The sequence below is a fragment of the Clostridium sp. ZBS15 genome, from assembly GCF_023845705.1.
Taxonomy (GTDB): Bacteria; Bacillota; Clostridia; order Clostridiales; family Clostridiaceae; genus Clostridium; species Clostridium aquiflavi.
This window is the reverse complement of the sequence record NZ_JAMQHY010000008.1, coordinates 83937-90323: the sequence shown is the minus strand read 5'-3', so window position 1 is coordinate 90323 and position 6387 is coordinate 83937. Positions and strand designations below refer to the sequence as shown.

6 protein-coding genes are annotated in these 6387 nt (G+C 24.0%); 3 read left to right on the top strand and 3 right to left on the bottom strand.

Going from position 1 to position 6387, the window contains the following annotated elements; translation table 11 throughout:
* Positions 1-101 precede the first annotated feature (101 nt).
* Positions 102-575 (bottom strand): 2-C-methyl-D-erythritol 2,4-cyclodiphosphate synthase, encoded by a 474-nt coding sequence (gene ispF, locus NG904_RS03830; protein WP_252229881.1) that lies wholly within the window; start codon positions 573-575, stop codon positions 102-104.
* 444 nt (positions 576-1019) lie between these two features.
* On the opposite strand from ispF, the gene NG904_RS03825 reads away from it, so the two are divergent.
* Positions 1020-2051 carry an anti-sigma factor domain-containing protein gene (locus NG904_RS03825; protein WP_252229879.1) on the top strand — a complete coding sequence of 344 codons (1032 nt, stop codon included), beginning with the start codon at positions 1020-1022 and terminating at the stop codon, positions 2049-2051.
* Positions 2052-2226: 175 nt separating this feature from the next.
* Here NG904_RS03825 and NG904_RS03820 read toward each other — a convergent pair whose 3' ends face one another.
* Positions 2227-3150, bottom strand: coding sequence for a polysaccharide deacetylase family protein (locus NG904_RS03820; RefSeq protein ID WP_252229877.1), 924 nt, complete (start codon positions 3148-3150; stop codon positions 2227-2229).
* Between the two features lie 243 nt (positions 3151-3393).
* Here NG904_RS03820 and NG904_RS03815 point away from each other — a divergent pair, with 243 nt between their 5' ends.
* Positions 3394-4119 carry a DUF3298 and DUF4163 domain-containing protein gene (locus tag NG904_RS03815; protein WP_252229875.1) on the top strand — a complete coding sequence of 242 codons (726 nt, stop codon included), beginning with the start codon at positions 3394-3396 and terminating at the stop codon, positions 4117-4119.
* Between the two features lie 67 nt (positions 4120-4186).
* Positions 4187-5035 carry a YitT family protein gene (locus tag NG904_RS03810; RefSeq protein WP_252229873.1) on the top strand — a complete coding sequence of 283 codons (849 nt, stop codon included), beginning with the start codon at positions 4187-4189 and terminating at the stop codon, positions 5033-5035.
* Between the two features lie 139 nt (positions 5036-5174).
* Here NG904_RS03810 and hydE read toward each other — a convergent pair whose 3' ends face one another.
* On the bottom strand, positions 5175-6221 hold the full coding sequence (gene hydE, locus NG904_RS03805) for a [FeFe] hydrogenase H-cluster radical SAM maturase HydE (protein WP_252229871.1): 1047 nt from the start codon (positions 6219-6221) through the stop codon (positions 5175-5177).
* Between the last annotated feature and the right edge of the window lie 166 nt (positions 6222-6387).

Sequence of the window (6387 nt, the reverse complement as noted above, 5' to 3'; positions counted from 1 at the left end):
ATATAAAATTGAGACAAGCAGTAAATATGAATTAAAAAAAGTAAAATTAATTAGGGTTACCAGAAAAGATTTTTAAATAATTTCTAGTAACCCTTAAAATATTATTTTTTAATAACAGATGATATACTTTGTGATGATATTCCAAGCATACTTCCTGTAAATCCTAGACCTTCTTCTGTAGTAGCTTTAACATTAATTTGATTAATATCTATATTAAGTGCATTAGCTATATTTTTTCTCATATTTTCTATATAAGGAAATAATTTAGGTTTTTGAGCAATAACAACAGAATCAATATTATTTATAATATATCCATTTTTTATGATTAATTTATTTACTTCTTCTAAAAGTTTTATACTAGAGATCCCTTTGAATTTACTATCAGTGTCAGGAAAGTGACGACCAATGTCTCCTAAAGCACAAGCTCCTAATAATGAATCCATTATTGCATGTAATAAAACATCAGCATCAGAATGACCTAATAATCCTTTTTCATAAGGAATTTCAACTCCACCTAAAATTAATTTTCTATTTTCAACTAGCTTATGAACATCATATCCAAGTCCCACTCTCATATAACAAAGTTCCTTTCAAGTTAAAATAAATTTTAATAATTATATTTTAATTTTATCATTTAAATCTATAGTAATCAATTTTAGTATTATTATCAATTAGATAATTATTATTAAGGTACTTTGAAGAGAATTTGACATGTATATAAGAAATTAGCCGATTGAAAATAAAAGTAAGAAAATTTATTTTACGCTTTTTTATAAAATCTACATATATAACTTTTTTTCTCATATTAATCTCCATAAATATATTAATTTTTTAAGTACTATATTCATATTTTTAGAATTATGATAATTGGAGATTAGAAAAATTGTTTAGGCTGGAGTTGAATGTGGATAGCAGTAAAATAAATTTCTATGATATAATAACATCATATGAAACATTAGTTAATTTTGATATTTATAATATTAATTAAATGAAATATTATAATTTGGAGGAAAATTAAAATGGACAAGCTAAGAATTAAATATGTCTTTTCATCAACACCAAACATGTTATTAATAGGTGGAAAAACAGATATAAATAGAAACAAACAAATAGAATTATTTTTAAAAAAATTGTCTTTATACAATATTTTACTTAAGGACTTAATTAATTATCCTCCTAAAGAAAAACAGCGTAATATAATTTTAAATATTTCTTATTATATACTTGAAGATGATAATTTAAGAGATTCTGTTGAAAGAAAAAAAGATTTACCTATACGAAATGTTTGCAAAAATCTTGATGTTAGTGATGAATTTTTAAGAAAATGGAAAGAATATATTTTATTTTATTATATTATTTTTTCCAATATAGATTATAAGCTTATTCAAGAATATTTAAAAATAGAAGAAAAATCAAATAATGTGATAAATTTAAATAATGTAAAGAAAACAGAATTTTTTAGAGGAATAGTATTAAAAAGTTTAAATAGTAGTGCATATATTTTAACATCAAGTGGTGAAATAATTAAAATAAAGTGTGATAAAAATACTAAAATTGGACAAGAAATTAGTGGACAACAGAAAAAATCTTTTAGGAATTATAAAATATATTTTTGTATATTAATAGTTTTAATAATGATAATAGGAATGTCTTTATATTCACATTATTATAATTCTCAAAGTACAATAATAGTAAATACAACCTCTGCTATAAAATTAGAATGTAATTTCTTAGACAAGGTTATATATTCATATTCTGAAACTGAAAAGGGAACTAAGCTTATAATTTCAACTGATGTTTTACATAAGGACATCGATGAGTCTATAAAAGAGATTTTAGATTATGCAATTAACAATGAAATGATACCCACTGATAATAAAATATTAATAACTGTAAATGGAGAAGCTTTAAAATACGGTGCACTAAAAGAGACTAGTAAATTTTTAAATGAAATAAATGAAAAGAATAAAAGTGAGAACAAGAGTCAAATTTCTGTGTTAATAAATAATGGTGGAAATCAACATAAATTAACAACGAGTTTATATGAATAGATAAAAAGATAGATATGTTTAAGCAGTATATTGATATATTTTAAAAATAATCTTTTATTTTTAGCTCTGTTTTAAATGTGTGTTGATATATGCAATAGGTAAAGTGGCATTCCTAAGTTCAATTACTCCGCCAACTTTGCTTATGCATATATCAAAACTCTGCTAAAACAGAGCCTTATTTTTTTGTGTTTTCTAATAACTGTTTGAATGTATCCATATCATAATTAGAACTTATATAAATTCTGTTAAGCAATAGAGGATTGTCATCCCTATCAGAAAGACCCAAATCTGTAGTAAATCCTAATTTAAAACCAGCATCTTTAGCAGCTTTTACACTGTTATCATCATAATTTCCATAAGGATAAGCAATACTAGTGACTGGCTTCTCAGTAATTGCTTCTAATGTTTCTTTAGATTCTAAAAATTCTTTTAATTGTTCATCATATGTCATTTTAGTAAGATCAGGATGTCCAGCAGTATGGCTTTGAATATCTATTCCGTAATCAGACATTTTCTTTATAGCTGATTCTGAAAGATAATATTCTCCATCTAACTCAAAAGTAATACAAAATATAGTAGCTTTCATATTTAAATCTTTTAATATAGGAAATGCATTAGTATAGTTATCCATATATCCATCATCAAAAGTGATTACAATACTTTTTTCTGGAATAGGAGTATTGTTTAATAGATAATTTTCTAACTCTTTAAGAGTTAGAGTAGTATATCCAGAATCCTTTATATATCTAAGTTGATTTCTAAGTTTTTGAGGAGCTATAATAACCTCGTTATTTTCAGAATTTTTAACTGAATGATAGTATAAAACTGGAACCCCAATATTCTCATTAGTTAATTTTAAATCATTATTTGTGTTAATTTCCTTTTCATATTCAACATCAGAGATTTCTTTATCCGTATCATTAAATTCTGGATTATTATCATCAATAGCCTCAGTAGTAGTAGAATTATTTGAATTTTTATCAACAGTATCTTTTAAGAATAAGTTATTATACATAAAATATGAAATAATTACACAAATTAAAACACAAGTCAATATAATGATATTTTTTTTTGTAAAAAAATTATTTAAATTTTTCAATGATAGTATCCTCCTAGTTATTTTAAGTCTTTATTTATAATATAAACACAATAAGCATATTTTAACATAATATTTTTTTTATAACAAAAAACAAAAAAGAAAAAAATTACAACTTATCAACATTATCCACAATTGCCTGTGGATAACCTGTTATAAAATCAATTTAATATAAAAAAACTATCTGTGTATTTTGTTAATATTTTTTAAAAGGTATGTTTTTATGGAAGGAGAAAAAATAAGATAATGCATTTAATTTCAAATATTGTATCGGTATTTTTGATTCCCTTAATGTTATCACAAAGTTATCCACAGTACATGTTTATAAATAATAGAATAAAAAACGACAATAATCTAAAAATTGTGGAAAAGTCTATAAATAAAAATTTAAGTTATTTAATAGAAGATGTTAGAATTTTGCAAATAGAAGGTGGAAAAGATAAAAACAAAATTAATAATATAAATTCAAAGATAAATGCTGATGTTATGAATCCGATAATGGAAGCAGAAAAAACTTCAGCAGAGTATTTTAATGATAATAATATTATTCCTAATTTTCCTTATCAAATAGTATCTAAATATTTTGTTAGTAGAAATGATAATAATATTTTAAGTTTTTATAATGATTATTATGAATTTTTAGGTGGAGCACATGGAATGACTACTAGAACTTCATATACAATAGATAAAAATAAAGAAGAAATTTTAAAACTAAATGATTTATTTAAATTAGGATATGATTATTCAAATATAATAAATAAAGAAATTGAAAAGCAAATAGGAAATAATCCTGATAATTATTTTGATTCAGGAAAAATATTTAAAGGTATAAATGAAAATCAGGATTTCTATTTAGATAAAGATAATATTATTATATATTATCAATTATATGAGATAGCACCATATGTATACGGTATTCCAGAATTCAAAATTCCAATAGAATTGTTTGGAGATAATTTTATTTATAGTTAGGGTTTTAATATACGTTAGTTACATGGTAATATTTATTTTAGATATAAACGATTTAAAGGAGATTAAAATGAAGAAGTTATTAAAAGAATATACTATAATAACTATAGGAATTATAATAGTTGCCATTGGTCTTGAAATGTTTTTCTATTCTAATAATATAGCATCTGGAGGAGTTTCTGGATTAGCATTAGTTTTAAATAAAGTTTTAGGAATTGAACCTGGAATAGTAATGATTGTATGTAATATTGTATTATTTATTGTAGCTTTTATATTTATTGGTGGTAGTTTTGGAGTAAAAAGTATGTATGCTGCATTTGGTTTATCTTTCATATTATCAGCTGTTGAAAAATTTCATAAGCCAATAGCAATAACTAATAATTTAGTTTTAGCAACTATATTTGGAAGTACATTAGTAGCTATGGGAACAGCAATTATGTATACTAAAAATGCTACTACAGGAGGTACTAGTATTACAGCTAAAATATTAAGTAAGTATTGTCATATAGACTTTGGAAAGGGATTGTTAATATCAGATTCGGTAGTAATATTATTAGCAATTTATACGTTTGGCGTAGAACTGGGATTGTTTGGATTATTAAGTGTGTATTTAACTGGTATTTTAATAGATAAATTTATAGATGGATTTAACTTATCTAAACAAGTTATGATTTTTACTGATAAAGAAGAGATTGTGGCAAATTACATAATGAAAGATGTTGAGAGAGGATGTACTGTTTTTTATGGCAAAGGTGGATATACTAAAAAACAAAACTGTGTTATCTTAACCATATTAAGTAGAACTCAATTTATTAAGTTAAAGCAATTTATTATGAAGAATGATCCTAAGGCATTTATAACAGTAAATGAAATAACAGAAGTATTAGGTCAAGGATTTAAAAATATATTAGATAATTAAAAATTGATATTTTAGTATAAAACTCATGGACAGAGAAATTTACTTTAAGAGTTCTAAAAAGCAAATTTCAATGCCACTTCGCTTTTATACTAAAACATCAACATTGTCTTAAAACAGAAAACTTTATAAAGTTAATTAATTATTTAGTGTGAGAATTTTTATTTTGATTTCCTCTAAAGCCATATCCATCAGAAACCTCTCTGTTAATTGAGGTTATTTTTCCTGTTATACATCCTCTACAATGAGATGGTGTATCTCCTGTACAAATCTTACCAGGATATAATGCATATAGCTTTCTATATTCACCTTCAGTTACATTTGGCATAACTACATTAGCACCGCTTTGAAGTGCTAAGATACGTCCATTTTTATGTAATGATTCCATTGCAGTAGTAGCAGGAATATTTATATCAGGAAGTAGCAATCTAGTTATAGCCATTACTTTTAAAGCTAAATTTAAATTCCCACCTTCAGAGTTTTTTAGTGGGGTATCTTCATTAGGAATAAAAGGACCAATACCAATCATATCAGCATTTAATTTTTTGAAAAATAAAATATCATCTGCTAAAGAATCTAATGTTTGATTTGGTAATCCGACTAATACACCTGTTCCAACTTCATAATTTAAATCACCCAAATTTTTTAGACAGTTTAATCTTTCATCATAACTCATCATAGGATCCATTTCCTCATAAAGTTTTTTGTCAGTTGTTTCAATACGAAGTAAATATCTATCAGCACCAGCTTCTTTAAAAGCTTTATATTCTTCATAAGTCTTCTCACCTAAACTTAATGTTAATGCCACATTTAAGCTTTTAATTTCTTTTATTATTTCCACCATTTTTTCTTTTGTAAAAAAGTCATCTTCTCCGCCTTGAAGAACTATAGTTTTATAACCATAAGATACAGCTTTTTTTGCAAAATCTATAATTTCCTCTTTACTTAATCTATATCTTTTTATATTTTTATTATCTCTTCTTAATCCACAATATAAGCAATTTCTTTTGCATATGTTAGTAAATTCTATAAGTCCTCTTAAATGAACAATATTACCTAAAGATTTTTCTCTTACTTTGTCAGCAGCTTTAAATAAATCATCATTTATATCATCGGATGATAATAATTGTAATATTTCATCTTTACTTAATTCATGTGTAACACTTGCTTTTTCAATTAAATTTTTCATGTATCCTCCATAAGTTTAATTTATCGTAATATTTTAAACTTAGTATACTATATAAAAAATAAGAGTTAAAGGACAAGACTTTGCCATTTAACTCTTAATATTATTATTTTAATCTATATTTTAGACGTATGTTTATATATGCATAAGTAAAGTGGACTGAGTAATT